21 protein-coding genes and 1 pseudogene are annotated in these 21360 nt (G+C 36.7%); 13 read left to right on the forward strand and 9 right to left on the reverse strand.

The window, feature by feature from the left end:
- Window positions 1–127: 127 nt before the first annotated feature.
- Window positions 128–1837, forward strand: a complete 1710-nt coding sequence (lysS, locus tag H9N25_RS11380) for a lysine--tRNA ligase (RefSeq protein WP_190328971.1) — start codon at window positions 128–130, stop codon at window positions 1835–1837.
- Between the two features lie 137 nt (window positions 1838–1974).
- The gene (locus H9N25_RS11385; RefSeq protein ID WP_029275714.1) at window positions 1975–2187 is read left to right on the forward strand and encodes a hypothetical protein; all 213 of its coding nucleotides are present in this window, start codon (window positions 1975–1977) and stop codon (window positions 2185–2187) included.
- Window positions 2188–2266: 79 nt separating this feature from the next.
- Here H9N25_RS11385 and H9N25_RS11390 read toward each other — a convergent pair whose 3' ends face one another.
- The gene (locus H9N25_RS11390; RefSeq protein WP_167294885.1) at window positions 2267–2821 is read right to left on the reverse strand and encodes a pyridoxamine 5'-phosphate oxidase family protein; all 555 of its coding nucleotides are present in this window, start codon (window positions 2819–2821) and stop codon (window positions 2267–2269) included.
- Window positions 2822–2994: 173 nt separating this feature from the next.
- Between H9N25_RS11390 and H9N25_RS11395 the strand changes: the two genes are divergently transcribed.
- Window positions 2995–3492, forward strand: coding sequence for a YdeI/OmpD-associated family protein (locus H9N25_RS11395; protein WP_190328972.1), 498 nt, complete (start codon window positions 2995–2997; stop codon window positions 3490–3492).
- Between the two features lie 86 nt (window positions 3493–3578).
- Here H9N25_RS11395 and H9N25_RS11400 read toward each other — a convergent pair whose 3' ends face one another.
- Together H9N25_RS11400 and H9N25_RS11405 are read right to left on the reverse strand one after the other, a co-directional pair.
- Window positions 3579–5609: a M3 family metallopeptidase gene (locus H9N25_RS11400; protein ID WP_223833720.1), complete on the reverse strand. Its 2031-nt coding sequence runs from the start codon at window positions 5607–5609 to the stop codon at window positions 3579–3581.
- Between the two features lie 127 nt (window positions 5610–5736).
- Window positions 5737–6276 (reverse strand): hypothetical protein, encoded by a 540-nt coding sequence (locus H9N25_RS11405; protein WP_090496042.1) that lies wholly within the window; start codon window positions 6274–6276, stop codon window positions 5737–5739.
- Window positions 6277–6391: 115 nt separating this feature from the next.
- Between H9N25_RS11405 and H9N25_RS11410 the strand changes: the two genes are divergently transcribed.
- The 4 genes from H9N25_RS11410 to H9N25_RS11425 all read left to right on the forward strand — a co-directional run bounded on the left by H9N25_RS11410 (window position 6392) and on the right by H9N25_RS11425 (window position 8887).
- Complete coding sequence (locus tag H9N25_RS11410; protein WP_190328973.1) at window positions 6392–6910, forward strand: thioredoxin family protein; 519 nt, start codon at window positions 6392–6394, stop codon at window positions 6908–6910.
- Window positions 6911–7080: 170 nt separating this feature from the next.
- Window positions 7081–7761 carry a uracil-DNA glycosylase gene (gene ung / locus H9N25_RS11415; RefSeq protein WP_190328974.1) on the forward strand — a complete coding sequence of 227 codons (681 nt, stop codon included), beginning with the start codon at window positions 7081–7083 and terminating at the stop codon, window positions 7759–7761.
- On the forward strand, window positions 7761–8408 hold the full coding sequence (locus H9N25_RS11420) for an alpha/beta hydrolase (RefSeq protein ID WP_190328975.1): 648 nt from the start codon (window positions 7761–7763) through the stop codon (window positions 8406–8408). Before ung ends, H9N25_RS11420 begins: the two co-directional genes overlap by 1 nt.
- 65 nt (window positions 8409–8473) lie before the next feature.
- The gene (locus tag H9N25_RS11425) at window positions 8474–8887 is read left to right on the forward strand and encodes a GxxExxY protein (RefSeq protein WP_190328976.1); all 414 of its coding nucleotides are present in this window, start codon (window positions 8474–8476) and stop codon (window positions 8885–8887) included.
- Window positions 8888–9006: 119 nt separating this feature from the next.
- On the opposite strand, the gene H9N25_RS11430 is transcribed toward H9N25_RS11425, so the two are convergent.
- Window positions 9007–9477 carry an Lrp/AsnC family transcriptional regulator gene (locus H9N25_RS11430; protein ID WP_025142637.1) on the reverse strand — a complete coding sequence of 157 codons (471 nt, stop codon included), beginning with the start codon at window positions 9475–9477 and terminating at the stop codon, window positions 9007–9009.
- Between the two features lie 127 nt (window positions 9478–9604).
- Between H9N25_RS11430 and H9N25_RS11435 the strand changes: the two genes are divergently transcribed.
- The 3 genes and pseudogenes from H9N25_RS11435 to H9N25_RS25025 all read left to right on the forward strand — a co-directional run bounded on the left by H9N25_RS11435 (window position 9605) and on the right by H9N25_RS25025 (window position 12118).
- Window positions 9605–10267, forward strand: coding sequence for a metal-dependent transcriptional regulator (locus H9N25_RS11435; RefSeq protein ID WP_167294892.1), 663 nt, complete (start codon window positions 9605–9607; stop codon window positions 10265–10267).
- Window positions 10268–10445: 178 nt separating this feature from the next.
- Window positions 10446–11470 (forward strand): annotated as a pseudogene (locus H9N25_RS25020) (Nramp family divalent metal transporter); the annotation flags it as partial.
- 96 nt (window positions 11471–11566) lie between these two features.
- Window positions 11567–12118 (forward strand): universal stress protein, encoded by a 552-nt coding sequence (locus H9N25_RS25025; RefSeq protein WP_255524654.1) that lies wholly within the window; start codon window positions 11567–11569, stop codon window positions 12116–12118.
- 84 nt (window positions 12119–12202) lie between these two features.
- Here H9N25_RS25025 and H9N25_RS11445 read toward each other — a convergent pair whose 3' ends face one another.
- Window positions 12203–12682, reverse strand: coding sequence for a TlpA family protein disulfide reductase (locus tag H9N25_RS11445; RefSeq protein WP_190328977.1), 480 nt, complete (start codon window positions 12680–12682; stop codon window positions 12203–12205).
- A gap of 674 nt (window positions 12683–13356) precedes the next feature.
- On the opposite strand from H9N25_RS11445, the gene smpB reads away from it, so the two are divergent.
- Window positions 13357–13806 carry an SsrA-binding protein SmpB gene (gene smpB / locus H9N25_RS11450; RefSeq protein ID WP_190328978.1) on the forward strand — a complete coding sequence of 150 codons (450 nt, stop codon included), beginning with the start codon at window positions 13357–13359 and terminating at the stop codon, window positions 13804–13806.
- 63 nt (window positions 13807–13869) lie between these two features.
- Here smpB and H9N25_RS11455 read toward each other — a convergent pair whose 3' ends face one another.
- The 3 genes from H9N25_RS11455 to H9N25_RS11465 form a co-directional block, all read right to left on the reverse strand.
- Entirely contained in the window at window positions 13870–14526 is a 657-nt protein-coding gene (locus tag H9N25_RS11455) for a protein-L-isoaspartate(D-aspartate) O-methyltransferase (RefSeq protein ID WP_190328979.1), read from the reverse strand.
- A gap of 91 nt (window positions 14527–14617) precedes the next feature.
- Window positions 14618–17098: a replication restart helicase PriA gene (gene priA, locus H9N25_RS11460; protein ID WP_190328980.1), complete on the reverse strand. Its 2481-nt coding sequence runs from the start codon at window positions 17096–17098 to the stop codon at window positions 14618–14620.
- Complete coding sequence (locus H9N25_RS11465; protein WP_167294897.1) at window positions 17098–17484, reverse strand: DUF423 domain-containing protein; 387 nt, start codon at window positions 17482–17484, stop codon at window positions 17098–17100. Before H9N25_RS11465 ends, priA begins: the two co-directional genes overlap by 1 nt.
- Before the next feature lie 90 nt (window positions 17485–17574).
- Between H9N25_RS11465 and H9N25_RS11470 the strand changes: the two genes are divergently transcribed.
- Complete coding sequence (locus H9N25_RS11470; protein WP_190328981.1) at window positions 17575–19143, forward strand: hypothetical protein; 1569 nt, start codon at window positions 17575–17577, stop codon at window positions 19141–19143.
- A gap of 30 nt (window positions 19144–19173) precedes the next feature.
- A complete protein-coding gene (locus tag H9N25_RS11475; RefSeq protein ID WP_190328982.1) occupies window positions 19174–20583 on the forward strand; it encodes a DUF5723 family protein in 1410 nt (469 codons plus the stop codon).
- Window positions 20584–20594: 11 nt separating this feature from the next.
- Here the strand turns inward: H9N25_RS11475 and tsaB are convergent, their stop codons facing one another.
- Entirely contained in the window at window positions 20595–21284 is a 690-nt protein-coding gene (gene tsaB, locus H9N25_RS11480; protein ID WP_190328983.1) for a tRNA (adenosine(37)-N6)-threonylcarbamoyltransferase complex dimerization subunit type 1 TsaB, read from the reverse strand.
- Window positions 21285–21360: the final 76 nt, after the last annotated feature.

Consider the following 21360-nt stretch of genomic DNA (forward strand, 5'->3'; position numbering starts at 1 on the left):
TGAAAATTGAATTTTTTCCAATATTAATTCAAAATTTAATCAGCTAATTATTTCTTTTTCATTAGAGCATCAAAATTTAACAATAACAAAAAATGCAAGAGCATTACTTTTGCAAAAAATACCTGAAATGAGTATAGGATTATCAGAACAAGAAGTATTACGACGTGAGTCGCTAAAACAATTACGCGCATTAGGCATTGAGCCTTATCCTGCAGAAGCGTATGAAGTAAATGCATATGCCGCAGATATATTAGCTAATTATGAAGTAGATAAGACAGCATACAAAACCGTAGTATTAGCAGGTAGAATTATGAGCCGTAATATTATGGGCGCTGCTTCTTTTACAGAGTTACAGGATTCTACCGGCAGAATTCAGATCTACCTAAAGCGTGATGAACTTTGCCCTGGTGATGATAAAACCTTATACAACACGGTATTTAAAAAACTTTTAGATATCGGCGATTTCATTGGGGTTAAAGGATACGTATTTACGACACAAACAGGAGAAATTTCGGTACATGTTACAGAATTTAAGGTACTTTCTAAGTCGCTACGTCCACTACCAATTGTTAAACGTGATGATGAAGGAAACGTATACGATGGATTTACTAATCCAGAGCTGCGTTATCGTATGCGTTATGTAGATTTAACAGTAAACCCTGATTTTAAACAGATTTTCATCAAACGCAGCAAGGTGATTAACACCATGCGTAATTACTTTGATAACCAGGGCTGGATGGAAGTTGAAACCCCTATCCTGCAGCCTATTCACGGTGGTGCTGCTGCACGTCCATTTGCCACGCATCACAATACTTTAGATATGCCGCTTTATTTGCGTATTGCAAATGAGTTATATTTAAAAAGATTAATCGTTGCAGGTTTTGATGGCGTATATGAGTTTGGTAAAATGTTCCGAAATGAAGGGATGGACCGTACGCATAACCCTGAATTTACCTCAATGGAAATTTACGTTGCCTATAAAGATTATATCTGGATGATGGCCATGGTTGAAGAATGTTTAGAAAAAGTAGCTATTGCAACAACTGGTTCAGCTATAGTTAAAGTTGGTGCCAACGAAATTAACTTTGAAGGACCGTACGAAAAACTAACTATGTACGAATCGATCCAAAAATATACCGGAATTGATGTTTCAGCAATGACCGAGGAAGAAATTGCGCAAACTTGTAAGGATTTAGGTATAGAAATCGATGATACCATGGGTCGAGGTAAATTAATTGATGAAATTTTCGGTGCTAAAGTTGAAGCGAATTTAATTCAGCCAACCTACATTACCGACTACCCTATCGAAATGACACCGCTTGCTAAAAAGCACCGTACCGCTGAAGGTTTGGTAGAGCGTTTTGAGCTATTTGTTAATGGTAAAGAGATTGCAAATGCTTATTCAGAATTAAACGATCCTATTGACCAAAAAGAGCGCTTAGAAGATCAGTTAAAGTTAGCTGCACGTGGAGATGATGAAGCTATGGCCATGGATGATGATTTCGTACGTGCACTAGAATATGGTATGCCACCTACTTCGGGTTTAGGCATTGGTATTGATCGTTTGGTAATGTTAATGACCAACCAAAGTACCATTCAGGAAGTTTTATTCTTCCCGCAAATGCGCCCTGAGAAAAAGAAAATAGAAATGACTCCGGAAGAAACAGAATTATATGCACTGGTTTCGGAAGGTGAGCAACACCTGTTAACTGAAGTAAAAGGGAAACTGACCGATTGGAGCAACAAGAAATGGGATACAACCTTAAAAGCTTTAACAGCAAAAGGAATCTTAAAAGTTGCTAAAACGGATGATGGCTTATTCCTATCGCATAAATAGTTAAATCAGAGTCCTGAAAAAGAGGATTAGGAATTTGATTTTAACACAAACATAACATAAACTTAAAAGGCTTGCTAACAATTGTTTAGCAAGCCTTTTCTATATTTACGGCAATCGATAAATAAAATCATTGCGATATGAATACGTCAAGTTTAGAAATCAACGAAAGAGAATACTGCATTAAATTGAGCAAAGATGCTTTTGATTTAACGCTCGTACGTCAATTAATTAAAAGAATCCAGGCCGAAGCTTTGTTCTTCTCAAGGGTACAAGCCGAAGAAGAAGATATCTTAAGCAAAAGGGCTCAAAGAGAAGAATTTGAGGGTTTTGATTATTTAGGAGATAAATAATCAGTTTGCAGTTGGGAATTCTCAGTTGACAGTTAATTGCAACAATTAACCAGTTAACCGATTCCAGTAGTTGCCCCTTTTAATCAACCTCCAAATTTCCCTCCACCGAGTCGTCCATGGTTTTCCCTGTAATTACAGATGCTGCCATTTTTAAAAAGGCTACAGCTGTACCATGTTTCGTATCCCAATAATATCCTTCTGATGGAATTACCTTGATTAAGGTAATGTTTGGGTCGTCTTTTCCACCCTGAAACCAGGTTTTGATAAAGGGACTCCAGAGCTCGTCAATCTTAGCCTGATCTCTACTGATTTCCGAAATTCCATAAATATTTACAAAACCTGCGTGCGCCCCGGCCTGAAACAACAGATGCGTAAAAGGATCAGTAGAAATCTCGTCATTTTTATGACTGTCTTTCATGCTCATAAACCAAATATTTCCCTCGTCATCAACCTGCTGAATGGCCATTGGCCTTACCGATAAAGGTACACCAGTTTTAATATTGGTACAGAAAAAACAGCTTTCAGACTTTTCTGCCAGTGTTCTCAGTTTTTCGATAGCTGCTTTACCACCTAAATCTTTAATGTTATTTTCTTCCTGAGTATTGTTTGTACTCCCTTCTTGTGATGTTGCCATAGTATTAAGTTTTATATAAACTACAATGAAAAATGGAGTTTGGTTTTGAGTTTTTGTAGCGCGCGGCTGGCGCAAAGCGAAAAGCGTTGGACGAAGCGCAAAGAGAGAAATTATGGTGTTTGATTTATTGGCCAAAATTATGGAGTTTTAATCAAAGACGATATCTTTAATTAATGGATAACAAGAAACCTGTATCATTTACTGCTGAAATTAAGATTATTGGGATCAATCCTTTTGTATTTGTTCCGGAAGAAGCATTAACCTATGTTTTTCACCAGGCAGGGAAAGACAAAGGGCAGCTTCCAATTACAATGAAAATTGATGGACATGAGTTCAAGCAAACTTTGGTAAAATATGCGGGTGATTGGCGTTTGTACCTGAATACGCCTATGCGAAAAGCGGCAGGCAAAGATGTTGGAGATACCGCAAGCTTCGAAATTGAATTTGATACTGAAGAACGAACAATAAGGATAAATCCTAAGTTGGAAGAGGCTTTAATAGAAAATAAACAAGCTAAGGATATATTTGACGGCCTTGCCCCCCATTTACAGAAGGAAATTATACGTTATATTGCCAACCTTAAAACGGAAGAATCGGTAAACCGTAATATAAAAAAGGCTATTCAGTTTCTTTTGGGTAAAGAACGGTTCATCGGCAGAGATGGAATTTAAAGAAAATAGTACCATAACTACAACGTCACTATCTATACCCCGTTATTAATCATAGAACAAAGGACAATTATTAACTGTCCTTTGTTCTATGATGTTGTTTTATAACAATCCGCGTTTTTTAAGCATCGGTTTAATATCAGGATTATGTCCCTGAAATTAAAGAACATTTTGCCAAGATCTTCGGTATTTCCTTTGGACAGAATCATATCTCTAAAACGCTGGCCATTTGCCCTGGTTAACCCTCCATTTTCCTGAAACCATGAAAAGGCATCATTTTCAAGCATAGATGTCCAACTGTAGGCATAGTAACCTGCAGCATAGCCATTGCTCCAGATATGCAGAAAATAGCTAGAGCGGTAACGTGGTGGCACGTACGATAAATTTAAATTGGTTTTCTTTAAAGCCTCGGCTTCAAATTTGTCTACATCCTGTAAAGGTGAACCCGGTGAAATCGTATGCCACTGCATATCCAGATCGGCGGCTGCCAAAGCTTCTGTAAAGATATAGCCCTGATTAAACGAACTCGCCTTTTTAATCTTATCCAATAAAGCTTGTGGCATTTGTGCTCCTGTTTGATAATGAAGCGCATAATTCTTTAATATTTTTGGATCAGAAGCCCAATGTTCATTAAACTGCGAAGGAAATTCCACATAATCGCGGGCTACACTTGTACCCGAAAGACTGGGATATTGCTGATTGGCAAACAGACCATGTAAACCATGCCCAAACTCATGGAACATGGTTGTAACATCATCAAAACTAATTAACGCTGGTTTTCCTGCTTCAGGTTTCGCAAAATTGCAGACATTATAAATTACCGGTATCGTACCGAATAGCTTAGATTGGGGAACAAGGTTATCCATCCAAGCACCACCATCTTTATTATCACGTTTATAATAATCACAATAAAACAAGCCTAACTGTTTTCCATCTTTGTCTATCACATCAAAAACACGAACATCTTTCTGGTAAACGGGTAAATCTTTACGCTCCTTAAAAGTAATGCCGTAAAGTTGTGTTGCAGCATAAAAAACACCGTTAATGAGTACTTTATTTAACTCAAAATAGGGTTTAACCTCGTTTTCATCCAGATCGAATTTTGCCTTACGAACTTGTTCGGCATAAAAGTCCCAATCCCAAGGTTCCAGTTTAAAGCCACCTTTTTGCTGATCAATTACGGCTTGTATATCTGCCGCTTCACTTTTTGCTTTAGCGGTAGCAGCTGGAATAACTTTACTAAAAAAGTCTTCTACTGCTTCGGGCGTTTTAGCCATCTGATTTTGTAATTTCCAGGCTGCGTAATTTTTAAAGCCCAGCAATGCCGCCTGAGCAGAACGGATCTGCGCAATTCTTGAAATTATTTTACGGGTATCATTTGCATCACCCTTTTCTGCCCTGTTCCATGATTTGTTAAAAAGTTCTTCTCTTTTAGCACGATCGGTCATTGACTGCAATTCGGGTTGCTGAGTAGTATTTTTTAGACCTTTACCTGCTGCCTGTAACTGCGAGGTAAATTTTGCGCTCAAGGTAGCTTCTTCTTTATTCAGCTCTTTAAGTTTGTCTTTGTCAGCATCAGATAGCTTTGCTCCTGCCAATTCAAATTTTTGGTAATAATACTCCAGTAAACGTAACGATTCGGCATCCAGTTTCAGCTGATCCTTTTGTTTATAAAGGATTTGCACCCGATTAAAAAGTTTGGTATTTAGATAAATGGCATCTGAATTTGCCGTTAATTTAGGTGCTTCCTCTTCCTTAACCTTTTGCAATTCGGGGTTTGTATTGGCTCCAGTAAGCAGATTAAAGACCATAGCTGTACGGCTCAATAATTGTCCGCTTTTTTCAATGGCCAAAATGGTGTTTTCAAAACTTGGTACCTCAGTCTGGTCAGCAATTTTCTGGATTTCATCCATTTGCTGTTTCATCCCTTCTTCCAATGCGGGTTTAAAATCGCTGTTTTTAATTTTGTCGAAGGCAGGAGCCTGAAAGGCAAGTTTACTTGCTTTAAAAAAAGGATTTGCCGATGAAAAGCTTTCGCTTTCTTCAACATCTTTTTTGTTATTGCAAGCACCTAGAATAGCTAAAAAAGCCAGCATGGGTAAATAAGATACTTTTTTCATGAATATTTAAAAGTTAGTTATCCATAAAAATAGTAATTTATAAGCTGCAATTCACAATAAACAAACTGAGCTGAAACAAAAAAGCCATCTCAATTCTGAAATGGCTCTATATATGATGCGATTAATGTTATCTATAACGAACTTGCTGCTGTTTGTCCATCATGCCCATCTGATCTTTCATTTGTTTAATCTGATCGGCCAATAATTTATTTTTATCTGCTTTTTTCGCTTCAGCAAGATACATGGTAGCTTCGCGTTTGTTTCGCTTAGCCATTGCAATACCCGCTAAACTTAGCTTGGCCAAAGCAATATTATGGTCCATCTGCATGCCCAATGCAAGCGATTTTTTAAAATACTTCTCACTCTGCATCGGTGCTGTTCTGCTTTCAATTAACCCGATCAATAAGTTATAATAACCATGTTGAACTTTAATCAACTGCGTTTCATAATTGGTAATCCGGTCTAAAAACATTTTGGCTTTAGGCATGTTATCTTTTCTAAGAAACCATTGTGCTAAAAGCATGTTCTCATTAAAGAAATAAGTTACCAGTACAATTATCCCCAATAAAATGGCAATAATACCCCACGGCCAGAAACCGAAAATAAATAAAGCTACTGCGCCACCCAGTAAAGCAAACCCCGCAATTAATCTGATGATATTTGGCATAAATTTTATCCTAATTATTTTTTTTTGCAAATATCGTGTTTAAATGGCAGAAATTAGATTTTAAAACAATAATTTCATTAAAAATTTAAAAGCGCAAAAAAAACATCTCGTAAATATGAAAATCCTCTTATCTATAACCCTAATCGTACTTGCAATGAACGTTTCTGCACAAGAAGTGAATAAAAAAATACATGATCAAGTTCACAATAAAGATATATTAATTAATGCCTGTACACGCGAGGGTATTACCACTTTTCCTGAATTTAAAGAAATGTACAATCCACTTTACGCGGCATATGTTCCGGATGCAGCAACCATGATCGAACTGAAAACACTGGTTAAAAACGAAAAAATAAAAATTGTTTTAGGCACCTGGTGCGGCGACAGTAAAGCAAACGTACCGAACTTCTTTAAAATTTTAGATGCCTTACACTTTAAAGGGAAAAACGTAGAAATTATTGCGGTTGACGGCAACAAAAAGGCTGAAAACGGCATACTGGACGGCTTGGAAATTTTAAGAGTACCTACCTTTATTGTTTACGATAAAAAAGGGAAAGAACTCGGAAGAATTATCGAAGGGCCTAAAACAAGCCTTGAAGGGGATTTACTATCAATATACAAGAAGAAGTCTTAAACTTTTTGAGCGGTTTTTTGGTTTTAGTTTAATGGTTCATAGTTGATAGCCTATTGGTTTATGCAAAACCATACAAGCCATTAAGCATGATCTATCAAACCATTGACTAAAAATTCATTTACTAGACATACTCGAAATCCATTTTACATTATACATCTTACATCAATATTATGTCTGCAGCATTAGAACCAGGTTGGTTAGCCGTTTTAGAAGAAGAATTTGAAAAAGACTACATGAAAAGCCTTAAGTCTTTTTTACAGGAGGAAAAAAACAATGGAGCCACGGTTTACCCAAAAGGCAGTGATATTTTCAATGCATTAAACACCACGCCATTTAACCAGGTAAAGGTTGTGATTTTAGGTCAAGACCCCTATCACGGTGTTGGCCAGGCGCATGGCCTATCCTTTTCAGTACAACGAGGTATAGCCGTTCCGCCATCGTTAAAAAATATATACAAAGAGCTGGAAACTGATATTGAAGGTTTTAAAACACCAAATCATGGCCACTTAACGCACTGGGCAGAACAAGGCGTTTTGTTGTTAAATGCCACGCTAACCGTTCGTGCTTCAGAAGCAGGCTCGCATCAAAACCGTGGCTGGGAAATTTTTACAGATGAAATTATTAAGGCTTTATCTCAAAAACGCGAACATATTGTATTTCTGTTGTGGGGTAAATATGCACAGCAAAAGGCTGCATTAATAGATCAAAAGAAACATTATGTGCTTACGGCCGCCCACCCTTCGCCATTTTCAGCCTATAATGGCTTCTTCGGATCGAAACATTTTTCCAAAGCAAATCAGCTTTTAACACAAAATAACTTAACACCTATCGACTGGAGCTTGCCTGCCTAATGAATACTTATTTTATTAGCGGTTTGGGTGCCGATAAAAGAATTTTTTCTAAGCTGAAGCTGGACAAGAAGATCAATATCATTCATGTAGATTGGATTACTCCAAACAAAAATGAATCATTAGCATCATACGCTAAACGATTAAGTAGTGTAATAGACTTACCCCAACCTTTTGCCTTGGTAGGCGTTTCTTTCGGAGGAATGATCGCAGTAGAAATTGCTAAAATATTAAAACCTGTAACAACGATTATCATTTCGAGCACCATGTTAAGTACTCATCTGCCAGCATTATACCGCTTTGCAGGGACACTTGGCTTGCTAAAATTTATTCCTGCCGGACTTTTAAAAGCATCAAACAAACTTACACAGAATTATTATTTCGGCACACGCTCGAGCAGCGAAAAAGCATTACTAAGCAGGATTATAAAAGACACTGATCCTCATTTTCTAAAATGGGCAATCGGGAGTATTTTAAGCTGGAGAAATAAAACCAAACCGAAAAACACCTACCATATCCATGGTACCAACGATAAAATTTTATATTCAAAAATTGCTCAACCAGATTTTGTGATCCAAAATGGCACCCATTTTATGGTTTATCAAAATGCTCAGGAAATTTCGGGAATTATTAATAAATTGCTCTTGTAATTCTACCAACTAACGAATTACTTAAAAATCATCCCAAAAACATTATTAACTAATTAATGGTTTTTATGGTGATCAATAAAGTTTTTCTCGACCAATTAGAATACAAGGTTACAGGTGCTTGTATAGAAATAAATAGAATTCTCGGCCCTGGCCTTCTCGAAAGTGTTTACAAGAAGTGCTTAATGAGAGAACTACAGCTACAAAACATAAATTTTACCGCTGAACATCCTATTGTACTTTCTTATAAAGATGTGCTACTAAATACAGAGCTCAAGGTAGATTTGGTGATTGAAAACTGCCTGGTAATAGAACTAAAAGCAGTTGAGCGTATATTACCCATTCATGAAGCACAGATTTTAACCTATATGAAATTATTAAAAATACCAAAAGGATTGTTGATCAATTTCAATTCAACCAATATAGTGCATAACGGAAAAAAGAGTTTTGTTAATGAATTTATGTATGATATAAACCCTTAAACATAAAAGCATGAACTTCCAACTTAGATGATCTCAGGTGGCTTAGGTGGTAAAAATTATGGACCACCTTAGTCACCTTAGGACACCTTAGCATTTTAGGTTGCTATAATTACTTAGTGTTAATACTCTAAAGGCACAATCGGTTCTTTCTTCGTGGTCGACATGATCATCATCGTCTGGAAAGTTTTAACCACAGAAATCTTACTGATTTTATCCATAATTAAACGTTCGTATGCTTTAATGTCTTTCACATAAACCTTTAACAGAAAATCGGCTTGACCAGTAACGTGGTGACACTCTGTGATTTCTTTGATTTGATTTACTTCATCCAAAAAGATCTGGATGGTATTATTTTTATGAAAATCAAGTTGAATCTGAATAAAGGTTTTTATACCTAAACCTAGTTTTTCTTCATCTACCAATGCATGATAACTTTTAATATATCCTGCCATTTCAAGCTTGCGCACACGTTCTAAAGTTGGTGCAGGTGATAGCCCAATTTCTTGGGATAAAAGCAAGTTGGTAATTCTTCCGTTCTCTTGAAGAATTCTTAAAATTTTAAAGTCAATTTTATCTAATTCAGATGCCATATGGTGTTAAAGGTATTTGAGAATACAAACATAACCAAATTATATTCTAAATTTTAACATAATTTATCATATATATTTTAAATAAAAATTTTTAGATTTACCTAAAAATAAAATTAGATAAATATAAATGCAAAGTTACACGGAAGAGAACTATCTAAAGACTATTTATCATCTGGCAGAAAAAACAATAAACGTTCAAACCAATGCTATTGCAGAGCAAATGCAAACTAAACCAGCATCGGTTACTGACATGATCAAGAAATTAGCCGATAAAGGTTTGGTTGATTATATTAAATACCAGGGCGTTACTTTAACCGAAATAGGCAAAAATACAGCGATAGATATTGTGCGTAAACATCGCTTATGGGAAGTTTTTTTGGTTGATAAATTAAACTTTAAATGGGACGAGGTACATGATGTGGCAGAAGAGTTAGAGCATATTAAATCAATTGAGCTGATTGAAAGGCTTGATGAGTTTTTAGGCTTTCCTAAAGCCGATCCTCATGGCGACCCCATTCCCGATAAAAACGGAAGATTTGCCAAAACCCAGTTTATCAAATTAATCGAACTAAAAATAGGCGATCAGGGCACCATTACAGGTGTTACCCAGCATAGCTCGGCATTTTTAAAACATTTAGAAAAACTAGGCTTAACCTTAGGTAAAAAAATCCAGATCAGCGATGTGACCGATTTCGATGGTTCAGTAGAAATCCTGTTAGCCGATAAACAAGTTAATATTAGTAGAGAAGTTGCAAAACATATTTTAATCAGCAGTAATGGCAAAAACTGAATCGCTAAGTGAAGTACATCAAAGTGTAAATACAGATAAAAGAAAGGGCTGGAGAAGAATTTTAGCCTTCATTGGTCCTGCATATTTAATTAGTGTTGGCTACATGGATCCGGGTAACTGGGCTACCGATTTAGCGGGTGGCAGTAAATTCGGTTACCAATTAATTTGGGTTTTACTAATGTCGAACCTCATAGCGTTGCTGTTACAATCGTTAAGCGCCCGCTTGGGCATAGTAAGAGGGCTGGATTTAGCACAGGCCTCAAAACAAGCCTACCCCGTTGGGCCAACATTCCATTATTTGCCTTAGCGCAAACAGCAATTATTGCATGCGATCTTGCCGAAATTATCGGGATGGCCATTGGTTTACAGTTACTTTTTGGGTTACCACTAATCTGGGGCATTTCAATTACTATTTTCGATACCATTTTATTACTCTTTTTACTTAATAAAGGCATGCGGGCCATGGAAGGCTTTATCGTTTCGATGGTTTTTATTGTCGGAATTTCCTTTCTGGTTGAAATGTTTATTGTAGAGCCCTCACTTAAAGAAGTAGCCAAAGGTTTTGAGCCTTCTATATTAAATGGCGATGCACTTTATATTGCCATCGGGATTATTGGTGCCACGGTGATGCCACATAACCTCTATCTGCATTCATCTTTAGTACAAACCAGGAAGATTGAGCGTAGCAACAAAGGAATTAAAGAGGCCTTAAAATTTAACCTCATTGATACCACAGTTGCATTAAACCTTGCTTTTTTTGTTAATGCTGCCATATTAATCCTTGCAGCTGCTGCTTTTTATAAAAATGGATTGCACGAGGTGGCCGAAATTCAGGATGCACATAAACTACTTTCGAACATTTTTGGCAATATTGCCCCAACCCTATTTGCCATAGCGCTAATTGCCGCCGGGCAAAGCTCTACTGTTACCGGAACTTTAGCAGGACAGATTATTATGGAAGGCCACATTAACCTAAGAATACAACCTTGGTTAAGACGCTTGATTACGCGCCTTTTAGCTATTATTCCTGCATTTTTCACTATATTACACTATGGCGAAAACGCACTTGGCGGCTTGTTGGTATTGAGTCAGGTGGTATTAAGCTTGCAATTGGGTTTTGCCATTATTCCATTAATTCATTTTACATCAGATAAAAAACTGATGAAAGATTTTGCAATTAAACCCTGGGTTAAGGTATTGGCTTGGGCAAGTGCTTTAGCTATTATCGCATTAAATGTGAAACTGGTAATTGAAGAAATAAGCGGCTGGGCAAAAGAAGCCAACAACTGGTGGATTTATGTGATTGTAATACCAGCATTAATCCTCATCGTTTTACTCCTGCTTTATGTTTTCTTCCATCCGTTAATAGAAAAGAAAAGGAATGCTTCAAAACAGCTTGTACCCCATGGGAATGCTTTGGATATTGGAAAAATAGACAAAATCAGTTACAAAAGGATTGGAATTGCTGTAGATTTCTCTAAAAACGACAGAAACACTATCCGACATGCTTTAATTCAAGGTGGTAAAGGTGCACACTATTACCTGATCCATGTTGTAGAAACTGCTGCTGCCCGTTATCTTGGTAATGACGTAATGGACCATGAAACGCAGAGCGACGCTGCTAACCTGGAGAAATACCGGGCCAATCTCGAAGATCTTGGTTACGATTCTACACCTTTTATCGGTTTTGGAAGTACTGGTAAGGCTATAGCGGATATCAGCAACAAAAATGAAATGGAACTATTGGTAATGGGTGCCCATGGCCATAAAGGCTTAAAAGACCTTATTTTTGGCACCACGGTTGATTCGGTACGCCATAAGGTAAATATTCCGGTATTGATTATCAGATAGGTTATTTAGCTTAAACATTACGCTTAGCTAATAAATTATATCCACACAGCTAAAGGAATCCGTGTTGACCTGGCGAATATTAGATTATTTATTTACTACAGTTATAAGTTTTTTAATGCCACCATCTCCAGATTGATACATCAACAATTTACCGGTTGAAGAATATAAGTACATGGATGGGTATTGCTTTGGCAAAAAGGTTGGAATAAACAGGCGTTTTTTATCCTGTAATACCATTACATTAGGCTTGGTATTTAATCCTTTGGCATACGAATTGAAAAACTGTGGAATGATATAAGCTTCATCCATAGTAATCATGTAGATATTAACATCCTTAAACTTGGCGTAATTGGTATTCAGGATTTTACTTTCCCGCTGGCAATGCTCACAGGTACAATCAAATAAGATAAATAGGTTCTTTTTTCCCTGTTTAATATCATTATTTGAAAATGGTTTTCCATCTAGCTTGTAAAAGGTGAATTGTGGCAATAAAGTAGGTTGCTGTGCTTCTACCTGAAAAGTAACGGCTAACAATAAGATTAAAAGTAGGTTCCTGAGTTTCATTTTTAAGATTTAAAGCCCAAACTTAAACGAATAAATACGAACATAATAATATATCCTTAGCTTTTACAAACGGATGAACATTTTCAGGCAGGAGAAATCAAGTTTAAATATGCAAATTGCCCAGAAACTTAACTTCTATCCAATGCAAGCATTATAATTTGAAAACGAAAGTCAGCTTTTCATGGCAGCTGTAGCCCCGCCATCCGCTTTACTCCGTTACACTGCGTGTTCGCTACTGTCGGGTTTAGGTGTTACGGTCTCTTCTCAGGGTACTAAACATTGTTCTTAAACCCGATTGACGCGGAAACCAAAAGCTTTTTCTGCTTTTGTTGCAGCAAAAAGCGGGACTGAGGCTGCCAAATGCTCCTTCCGTACATTTCCAAACATAAAAGAAATCAATTTTTATAGCGATTTAACCATTCAAACTTGGCTTCTTTATCTGTACAATTAAAAATTAAAAAAAATTATCACATCAATTTTTAAGATATTTGCAATCGTTTGACCACAAAATCGCATAAACGGCCGTCATCCTGAATTTATTTCAGGATCTTTACAGTTACCAAGATGCTGAAACGACTTCAGCATAACTTGGCGGTGTTTTATCTGCATTTGTGATCTTACACTATACTTTATATACAATTGTATATATTACAATAACATATTTTATTACAATTTTGAAAAACGACATCAACATAAAGAATAAAAGAGCATATTTCGACTACAATCTTTTAGATAAATACGTAGCAGGTATTGCACTTTTAGGAACTGAAATAAAAGCAATCAGACAAGGTAAAGCCAACATGACCGATGCATTTTGCATGTTTATTGGTGGCAATCTTTTCGTACGTAACCTTCATATTTCTGAATATAGCCACAGTTCTTTTTATCACCACGATATTAAACGCGACCGGGCCCTATTACTGCAGAAAAAAGAAATTAGAAAATTAAAGCTTAAAGGCGAAGAAAAAGGTTATACTATAGTTCCATTACGCATTTTCATCAATGAAAGAGGTTTCGCTAAAATAGAAATCGCACTGGCCCAGGGTAAAAAAGAATTCGATAAACGCGACAGCATTAAGGATAGAGATACCAAACGTGAGCTGGATAGAGCGATGAAGCGGTAGTTTAGTCAGCAGTCGTGGGTCCGAATGACTAGGGACTGAAGACTTTAGACTAAAGACTAGTAACTACCACGCTTGGTCGCCAACTAAGGGCACAAACCTAAATGTGTCTAAGACAATTTTTTCGTAGTCTGTTTCGCTTACGCGGATAACGGTAACCATTTTCTGGGTTTTCTCATCTCCCACCGGGATAACCAGAATGCCACCTATTTTTAATTGTTTTAATAATATCTCTGGAACCAAAGGAGCGCCAGCAGTAACGATTATTTTGTCGTATGGTGCATGGGCAGCAATTCCTTTCGAACCATCGCCACAATAAAAGGTAGGCCGGTAGCCCATCCCTGGCAAAACCTGAATCGTTCTGTTGTAAATGTTTTCTTGTCTTTCTATGGTAAATACTGTTGCACCAAGTTCCATTAAAATACAGGTTTGATAGCCTGAGCCCGTTCCAATCTCGAGTACCTTGTCTCCTTTTTTAATGTGCAGCAGTTCACTTTGATAAGCAACGGTGTAAGGTTGAGATATCGTTTGCCCATCACCTATTGGAAAAGCAATATCTTTGTAGGCTTGGTTCCAAAAAGTTTCATCAAAAAAGAAATGACGTGGAACTTTACCTATGGCCGTTAACACATTTTTATCTTCAATTCCGCGAGATTTTAACAACTCAACCAGTTTTTTTCTCGCTCCACGTTCTCGGTAATTATCAACAAATTTATACGCCATGAGCCTCAAAATTAGCTTTTTTTAACGGTGATACAAGATAAAGAAATCCACATTACCGTAAGTAACACTAAATCAAAACTTAAATTAGTAATTAATACGGATCTACATCTATTTGCGTAAAAACACCTTTAAATTCTTTGGTAGCATTAAATTGGGTCAGGGTTTCTCTCAATGCATCTTTAACTTTTTGAATGGCAGTATGCTTATCGGCTTTGATAATGATCTGTTTGATATAAAGATTCCGTACGCGACTTACCAGAGGTTGTTCGGGACCTAAAACGCGTTTACCAAATTTTGCTTTAAGGATATTTGCGAGTGTAAATGCCGCGTGATCTAGTACATGAGAATCTTTATGTTTTACATATAGAAATATCATCCTGGAAAAGGGAGGATACAAGAATTTCTCCCGTTCTACAATTTCGTCGTTGTACATGCCCTCATAATCGTTGTTCACCACTTGCTTGATAATACGGTTTTCAGCATCGTAAGTCTGGATACAAACATTACCCTGATCGGCCCTTCTGCCTGCCCTACCTGCAACCTGCGCCAGCAGCTGGAAACTCCTTTCGTAAGCACGAAAATCAGGGTAACCTAAAAGCGTATCGGCATTAATTACACCAATAAGATTCAGGTTATCGAAATCCAATCCTTTAGCCACCATTTGTGTGCCGATTAAAATATCGGTTTTCTTCTCTTGAAAGTCGTTTAAGATCTGTTGAAGTCCATTTTTTGTCCTTGTACTGTCCATATCCAACCGGGCAATGGTCACTTCTGGATAAAGTAACCTGAGTTCTTCTTCAATACGCTCTGTACCAAATCCTTTTTGCTCTACATGGACCGAACCACAAGCCGGACAGATATTTACACTGCTCTGCTGATAACCGCAGTAGTGGCAATGTAATTTACCACTGCTTTTATGATAGGTTAAACTTACATCGCAGTTTACACATTTTGGTGTATAACCACAAGTTGCACAGATTAGAATAGTGGCATAACCCCTCCTGTTTTGAAATAACACAATCTGCTCCTTTTTAGAAAGTGCCAGATCGATATCTTTGATCAACACGCTCGAAAAATACGAACTCATTGTTTTTTTCTTCGTTTCTTCCGAAATACTTACCACCTGCTGATTAGGAAGCTGAACCCCGCCAAAACGCTCTTTCATCTCTACAAGACCGTATTTACCTTGTAAAGCATTATAATAACTCTCTAAAGATGGTGTAGCTGATCCCAAAACAACCTTAGCTTGGTGCAGATAACCAAGATAAATGGCAGCATCCCTCGCCTGATAGCGTGGTGCCGGATCATATTGTTTGTAAGAAGGTTCGTGTTCTTCATCAACCACAATCAGTTTTAAGTGTTCGAAAGGAAGAAAAACTGCTGAGCGGGCACCAAGAATTACTTTATAAGTACCTGTACGCACTTTATTCCAGATTTCTACCCGTTCGCTATTGTTAAATTTGGAGTGGTATACCCCTATTGCATTACCGAAATAGCGTTTGATACGTTCTACAATCTGGGTTGTTAATGCAATTTCTGGCAACAGGAACAATACCTGGCCATCTGTATTTTGAATAATTTTTTCAATCAGTTTGATATAAACCTGTGTTTTTCCAGATGCGGTAACACCATGCAACAAAACCACCTCTTTCTCCTCAAAATGCCGGTTAATCTGGTTTAATGCTTTCTGCTGACCTTCGTTCAGCTCGAAATTCACACTGAACTCTTCATCATGGGCAGCTAAACGGCTAACCGGCCTTTTCATCACCACAAAAATATCTTTGTCGGTTAAGGCTTTGAGCGCTGCTGGTCCACAATTACTTTCTTCTAAAAGCTGTTCTTTGGAAATTGGCAGATTTGATTTTTGCAATTTTAGGTAAGCCAGTAAAGCGTCTAATTGTTTAGGCGCCCGATCTAAAACATTAAAAAGCTGTTTCAGATTTTCCTCATCGCTATAAAAATCATTTAAAATAATGAACGACTTAAGCAAAGGTTTATATTTCTGCACCACCTCTTCTGCCACCAGCACCAGTTCTTTATCCAGCAAATGATTGATGATCGGGTATACTGTTTTCTGCCCAAGGAGCTTAGAAACATCATTAACAGTAAGTTTCTGCTGCTGTTTCAGTGCATTGATAATGATTTCTTCCTTATCGGTAAGTTCGGTATCTTCATTATAATCATCGCGAAGAATTAAGATCGTTTCGCTGGCCAGTTTTAAACTTGCAGGCAAAGCCGCCGCCATTACATCACCTTCATTACACATGTAATAATTGGTCATCCATGTCCAGAATTTAAGTTGCATGGGTGTAATTACAGGCTCATTATCAACTACATCAATAATGTATTTTGCCTCATAAACTGTTGGCGGCACCGTACTAATTCCACTAATTAAAGCAGTATAAATTTTATGCTTTCCAAATTGCACCACCACACGTTTCCCAACGGCAATCTGGTCGTTTAAATCAAAAGGTACCCGATAAGTATAGTTTTTCGCCAAAGATAATGGCAAAATAACTTCAACAAAAAGTGTTTCTCTTTCTGCAAAAATATCACTTTCGAAAGTATTCATTATTTATCTTTAAATGCCGCAAAAAAGAGCATTATCCATCCCAATACAAATAAAAGCCCACCAATTGGCGTTACTGGGCCAATAAATTCAGTAAATCCTAAGTGTGATATGTTTCGTGTAGCCAATAAATATAGCGAACCTGAAAAAAGAATAATACCAAATGTAAAACAGAAATAGGCAATATTGATCAGCTTGTTCCGGTAGCGGGCAAAAGTAGAAAGGTATAATAATGCAAAGGTATGATAGAACTGATAATCAACACCTTTTTGCCAGATTTCCAATGATGGCCCGTCAATTAAGGCCTTTAAACCATGAGCGCCAAATGCACCCAGCAAAACAGCAACAGCACCAAAAAAAGAAGCAGTAAGAATTATTCGTTTATTCATAATGATTTGCTAGTAGCAATCGCTAAATTAATAAATTGACAAAGAACTTCTCACTAATCAATGTAATAAATTAAATTTGTTGCAAAGCAGATGAAAAAAATCGTAATTCTAACAAGTGCATTATTTTTGGGTGTAGCCTTTATGGCTTATCTCTATTTTTCAAAATTGGGTACAGATAATGATGCGAAAGATCTGGCGCTGCAATCGGCAACTAATAATGCAGCTTTAGTGTTTTCTTTCCAGAACGATAAAAGTTTTTACGATATCATTGAAGGGCAGCAACTTATCCAGCAGGTTTTAGGGAAAGATAAAATGAGCCTTTTAAAACAGCTGAAAGCAAGCATTATCGACGATAATCTGATCAACAGGTATTTGAAGGATCAGCAGGTTTATATTAGTGTATTACCTGATTCGAATAAAACCCTCAACTTCCTGATCACCTTACAAATTCAGCCTGATAACGACATCAAAAAATTCTACGAACAGCTAAAACTAAAAAAAGTAATTACCGAAAATTCGAAAGAGCTTTATACTGTGAGGATAAACGACAGTTTACGGATTTATTTAGGCATCCATAACCAGGTATTAACGGTTTCAACTTCATTGAAACTGATTAATGACGCTAATATTCGTTTAACGGAGAATCCTTTTACGGAGTACATTAAGGAGAACAAGCACCAGATCAAAAATGTACTGGCCAATATCTACATCAATTTTAACCAGGCCCCATTACTACTTAAAAATATTATTGCAGGTAACATTAATGGCGAAATTGCCCTATTTAACCAACAAAACAGTTTCGCTGTACTCAATTACAATTTCAGTAAAGAGAAAATTCTTTTCAGCGGAAGTACCGAATTAAAAGATCAGCACAATTACCTTAAATTATTCGAAAACACCGCTGCACAAAATACATCAATACAAAATATCCTGCCCGATAATACAGCAAACTATGCGCTTTATGCTTATGATGATTACGGTAAATGGCTTAAAAAATTAAATAATTGGCAGGAACAAACGAAAATACTTTCAAAAACCAATGCCGTGATAAAAAAAATAAAGGATGATTACAGAACAGATTTAGATTTGATATTTACCACTTATACCAAGAATCAGTTTATTCTTTTTCAGTTAAGCACCAGCGAAAAACTAGGCGCAATTTCATTATCAGATGGCGAAAAAACAAAACAGTTGCTGCTTGATGTAAGTGCAGATTATAGCGAAGACATTAAGCTCTTTAAATCGGCCGATATCCTGTACAGTTATTTTGGGGAGCCTTTTAAAAAATTTGCACGGCCATATTATACCATTGTAGATAATAATTTAATTGTAGCCAATAATGCGAGCACAGTGCAATCATTTTTAAACGATTATAAAAACAACAGGCTGTTAATACAAACACCACAATATTTAGATGCGGTGAACCAGATTTCGACCACTTCGAACATAAGTTATTACATCAATACCAAAAATTCTGCAGATATTTTCAGGCACAATGTTCAACTGAATTTCTATAAACATTTGCGGGCAGACAGTGGTTTAAAAAGTTTCGATACTTTTTGTTACCAAATGAGTGCAGACAAAAACAAATTCATCACTAACTTGCTTTTAAACAAATATTTACAACCAGAAATACCAGATTCATTAAGTAACCGTTAATAAAGAAACCATCCCAAGAAACTATTTTACATGAAGAAACTTTTACTTGCGTTACTGGCAATAGCTAGCTTCGGGGTTGCAAATGCACAACAATATGCGCTTTTTGGTACTAAAACCATGTTTGATGCATTCGAAAATCCATCTCAAAAATCTTTCACCTTAGATTCATCACGAAGATTTTCCTCCAATTTCTTCCTACCTTATCTTGGAACAAACGCCATTAATAAAGGAAGCTCTAAGTTTGCCATAAGAAGATTAACACAGGAAGGTGTTTTTGATACAAGAAGTTTACCTATCGGTACTGGAGAAGTGAATCATTTTTTCGAAAACAGTAATATCTATGTAGCAGCATTCAGGCTTTTCAAATCTTATAAGTATCAAAAAGAAATGGGGTTTTCGTGGCAGATCAGATCCGATGCACATATCGATTACACCAACGAAACAATGGCTATTTTTGATTCGTTCGAAAGGTTTAATACTAATCAGCAATATACCGGGATTTTTGATACCAAAGGCTACGAACAAAGTTACCATCAATTTAGCTTTACCTATCGCGAAAACTGGAATAAAAGACTCGCATTTGGTTTAAAAGCAAGTTTACTGAGTGGAATACTTTACAACAAATTAAATGTTTCCGACTCTTATTTATATATCGATCCTGAGTCTGATGCCCTGTTAATTGGCCTGAAAGGAACCTATTCCAGCAATTTTTCTGATTTTGATGAGGTAAATAAGAAAAATTTTATTCCAAACTTTAAAAACCCAGGACTATCATTAAGCTTTGGAAGCAATTACACCACTAAAAAAGGTTTGTTCTTAATGGCCAATATAAAAGATTTAGGTTTTATCTGGTGGCGAAGTAATTCGCAACGCACTACGGTAGATCAATCAAAAATTATTGAGAATATAGAAAATAACCAATCTAATACCAATCAGGAAATAAAAGACATTTTCCTCCTTTCGGAGCAAAGCAAAAAGTTTTTAGCGCCTACCAATGCTAAACTTGATGTTTACCTATCTAAACGATATGGCTTTTACAAACCAGGCCTAGCTGTTTCGAAAAACTTGTTTTATAAAGGCGGAGATATTGCTTTGGTAAACACTTTTATTGCCAACGATTTTTCGGGAAGTGTTACTCCCTTATACAACTTAAATGGTGTTTTTATGGTTGGATTGCAAGGAAAATACCAGACACCAAATTTTGAATTGTTTATGGGTACAGATAATTTAGTGGCTACCAGTTTTCAAACTTATGGAATGATTAAAAATGATGCTACTGTAGGCAGCGGGCCTAATGGTGCTTCTTTTTACATGGGTGTAGGCATTAAATTCGGTAATGTGGTTAACCATCCGCAATTTGCCGATGTAATACCAGGCATAAATGACAATGAAGGTGGGAGTTTCTTTAAAAGTTTGTTTTCAATCTTTAAAAGAAGATAACCGGTCTAACCCTACGCTTGTTGCTTTTTAGATTGGGTAACTACAAAATCTTTCAGGTAAAAAGGTTCGAAATAGGCTACATCTTCAAATTTATTGTTGCTGAAAGCTTCGTTTGCCAATTGCGACATATATGTTGCAGCATTGAAATTGGTCGTATCGAATTTTGCATTTAGATGTGTTAAAACTTCGGCACACTTAGCCGCTCCATCGCCTAAAAAAGCAACAGCTTGTTGTGTGAGATAATCTGTAAAACTTGTCTCATCAATAATTTTTGCTTCGGTTGGCATGATTACGTTTAACGAGCGATCGAAAATTGCAGTATAAACTTCCATTCGGCGGGCATCGATCATTGGGCAGATTAAACCTGAATAACCAGGATTTTCTGTCAAATAACCAGCAGCCATCATTTCTAAGGTTTCAATGGCAATTAAAGGTTTATCTAATGCATAACATAACCCCTTCGCTGTAGAAACACCAATCCTTAATCCGGTATAAGACCCTGGCCCTTTACTTACCGCAATGGCATCTAACTCTTGGTAATTCAGTCCTGCAGTTTTAAGCACTTCATCTATAAACAAAGTTAAATTTGCTGCATGCAGGTTCTGCCCCTTCTCTTCTTTAAATGAAAATGTTTTGCCGTTTATGGATAGTGCTACAGAACAAATTGCAGTAGCTGTTTCTATTTGAAGTATCTTAGCCATTGCGCAAAGATATAGTTTTTAGCCTTAAATTAATTCAGTTTAGCGTTTGGGCTTCGGCGTTTGGAGTCAAATTTTC

This window comes from Pedobacter riviphilus (assembly GCF_014692875.1).
Lineage (GTDB): Bacteria > Bacteroidota > Bacteroidia > Sphingobacteriales > Sphingobacteriaceae > Pedobacter > Pedobacter riviphilus.

Bases quoted from the DNA above. Each gene is read 5' to 3' on its own strand.
- lysS (WP_190328971.1), top strand. From the start codon at position 128: ATGAGTATAGGATTATCAGAACAAGAAGTATTACGACGTGAGTCGCTA.
- H9N25_RS11385 (WP_029275714.1), top strand. From the start codon at position 1,975: ATGAATACGTCAAGTTTAGAAATCAACGAAAGAGAATACTGCATTAAA.
- H9N25_RS11390 (WP_167294885.1), bottom strand. From the start codon at position 2,821: ATGGCAACATCACAAGAAGGGAGTACAAACAATACTCAGGAAGAAAAT.
- H9N25_RS11395 (WP_190328972.1), top strand. From the start codon at position 2,995: ATGGATAACAAGAAACCTGTATCATTTACTGCTGAAATTAAGATTATT.
- H9N25_RS11400 (WP_223833720.1), bottom strand. From the start codon at position 5,609: ATGAAAAAAGTATCTTATTTACCCATGCTGGCTTTTTTAGCTATTCTA.
- H9N25_RS11405 (WP_090496042.1), bottom strand. From the start codon at position 6,276: ATGCCAAATATCATCAGATTAATTGCGGGGTTTGCTTTACTGGGTGGC.
- H9N25_RS11410 (WP_190328973.1), top strand. From the start codon at position 6,392: ATGAAAATCCTCTTATCTATAACCCTAATCGTACTTGCAATGAACGTT.
- ung (WP_190328974.1), top strand. From the start codon at position 7,081: ATGTCTGCAGCATTAGAACCAGGTTGGTTAGCCGTTTTAGAAGAAGAA.
- H9N25_RS11420 (WP_190328975.1), top strand. From the start codon at position 7,761: ATGAATACTTATTTTATTAGCGGTTTGGGTGCCGATAAAAGAATTTTT.
- H9N25_RS11425 (WP_190328976.1), top strand. From the start codon at position 8,474: ATGGTGATCAATAAAGTTTTTCTCGACCAATTAGAATACAAGGTTACA.
- H9N25_RS11430 (WP_025142637.1), bottom strand. From the start codon at position 9,477: ATGGCATCTGAATTAGATAAAATTGACTTTAAAATTTTAAGAATTCTT.
- H9N25_RS11435 (WP_167294892.1), top strand. From the start codon at position 9,605: ATGCAAAGTTACACGGAAGAGAACTATCTAAAGACTATTTATCATCTG.
- H9N25_RS11445 (WP_190328977.1), bottom strand. From the start codon at position 12,682: ATGAAACTCAGGAACCTACTTTTAATCTTATTGTTAGCCGTTACTTTT.
- H9N25_RS11455 (WP_190328979.1), bottom strand. From the start codon at position 14,526: ATGGCGTATAAATTTGTTGATAATTACCGAGAACGTGGAGCGAGAAAA.
- priA (WP_190328980.1), bottom strand. From the start codon at position 17,098: ATGAATACTTTCGAAAGTGATATTTTTGCAGAAAGAGAAACACTTTTT.
- H9N25_RS11465 (WP_167294897.1), bottom strand. From the start codon at position 17,484: ATGAATAAACGAATAATTCTTACTGCTTCTTTTTTTGGTGCTGTTGCT.
- H9N25_RS11470 (WP_190328981.1), top strand. From the start codon at position 17,575: ATGAAAAAAATCGTAATTCTAACAAGTGCATTATTTTTGGGTGTAGCC.
- H9N25_RS11475 (WP_190328982.1), top strand. From the start codon at position 19,174: ATGAAGAAACTTTTACTTGCGTTACTGGCAATAGCTAGCTTCGGGGTT.
- tsaB (WP_190328983.1), bottom strand. From the start codon at position 21,284: ATGGCTAAGATACTTCAAATAGAAACAGCTACTGCAATTTGTTCTGTA.